1 protein-coding gene is annotated in these 1,481 nt (G+C 44.6%); it reads right to left on the reverse strand.

Annotated elements, in window-relative coordinates:
- Positions 1–23: 23 nt before the first annotated feature.
- The gene (locus QT974_RS34285; RefSeq protein WP_333472804.1) at positions 24–1,391 is read right to left on the reverse strand and encodes an IS4 family transposase; all 1,368 of its coding nucleotides are present in this window, start codon (positions 1,389–1,391) and stop codon (positions 24–26) included.
- Between the last annotated feature and the right edge of the window lie 90 nt (positions 1,392–1,481).

Here is a 1,481-nt window from a genome sequence, read left to right on the forward strand (position 1 = left end):
CAATGGCACTGAAAAAGGCTTAATTACGCTCGCAGTTTAGCTTTCAAGACAGAGCGAGGTTCTTGCATTCGAGGATACGGTTTCGGTCTGCGTTTCAAAACTCTAGGTTCAGAACGCTCAGGTCGAATCGTAAGTAAATTAGTTGCCACCTGTTCTAAAAGTAATTGACGCCATTGTCGCTGTTGGCGTTTTCCTGTAGTTGCCAACAGCGTCAATAACAGATTAAACTGCTGCCTAGTCGATTGGAATGAGAGTTGAAAAACTGTGTTTTCTGACGAAGATACAGCTTGCCACATAATGGTACGTAGTAAATTGTATGCTAATAAGTGTGTCCAGATTTCTTTCCTCACCATCACCGGAGTTTTAGATGTTAACATCTCCATTTTTAACGTGGTTTTGAGATAGCGTAAATTGACTTCGGCAGCCGACCAACGTAATCCATATAAAGCCGTCAATTTTTCCACAGTATACCGCTTGGCATCCACCAATGTTGTCACTACAATTATCCGCTCATCTCTCAAACCACGGCGCTTAATTCGTAAGCATACTTCTCGGACGATGAAACTTGACGGCAATGCCTCGAATTCCTCAATAGTCATGTGGTTGGGACGCTGTTGGGGCTTATTCCAGACGACTTTGTGGTCGCCTATTCCCAACTTTTTACCCCGTCTAAAGTCTGTTTTACGGAGATGATTTTTACGGAAAACAGCGTCGGCTCCTTGCTGTTTTACTAAAACTAAATCGACATAATTACCATAAGCTTGATCGGCTAATACCACATCGTTGGGGAGTAAATTTGCATAAATCAAACGGCTCATCACAATCTCACTGGTTGCCAATGAAGCAATACCAGCCGATACCACTGCACCTGTGAGCAATGAAAAGAGCACTACCATTTTAGCGATGGGAAATCCACACCCTGGTTTTTGATTGCTGTGTTGCGGATACTCGGCTTGATTGGCGGCAGTATCACTCATTAACACCGTTGTTCCATCTAGTACCCGTACCCGCAATCCACACCATTGTTTTTCTGTTGGAACTTGCTGTTCTAGAGCTTCTGCGACTATGGGTACTAACTGTGGGACGAGTCTTTCGGGTAGTCGTTGACGAGCTTTACTGTAAGCCCCTGTGTCTGAAGAAGGAGGCTTGACCCCGGCTACACTCAGCCAGGTACTCATCCGCTTCACTGCTTGACTGAGACTTTTGTCTGGAGAGAGTACCTGCGATACCATCGCCCATAAGGTCACTATCGGTGTGTAGACACTGCTGTAATACCTCACGTTCTCGTTGGCCAACAGCTCAAGGACTTGAGAGTCTGGTAGCAGTTCTCTCCAGGGTAAGGCGACACTCTGTAAAAATTGTTGCTTGAGAATGGACGCACGATTTGGCATACTAGAGGGAGATATTTTGGTTTGTAAGGCAATTATCTATGTAGATATTGCCTTACAGATTTTTTTTTGCTCACTTTTTCAGTGCCATTG

It is taken from the genome of Microcoleus sp. BM001215392 (assembly GCF_036700185.1).
GTDB lineage: Bacteria > Cyanobacteriota > Cyanobacteriia > Cyanobacteriales > Microcoleaceae > Microcoleus.

Bases quoted from the DNA above. Each gene is read 5' to 3' on its own strand.
- QT974_RS34285 (WP_333472804.1), bottom strand. From the start codon at position 1,391: ATGCCAAATCGTGCGTCCATTCTCAAGCAACAATTTTTACAGAGTGTC.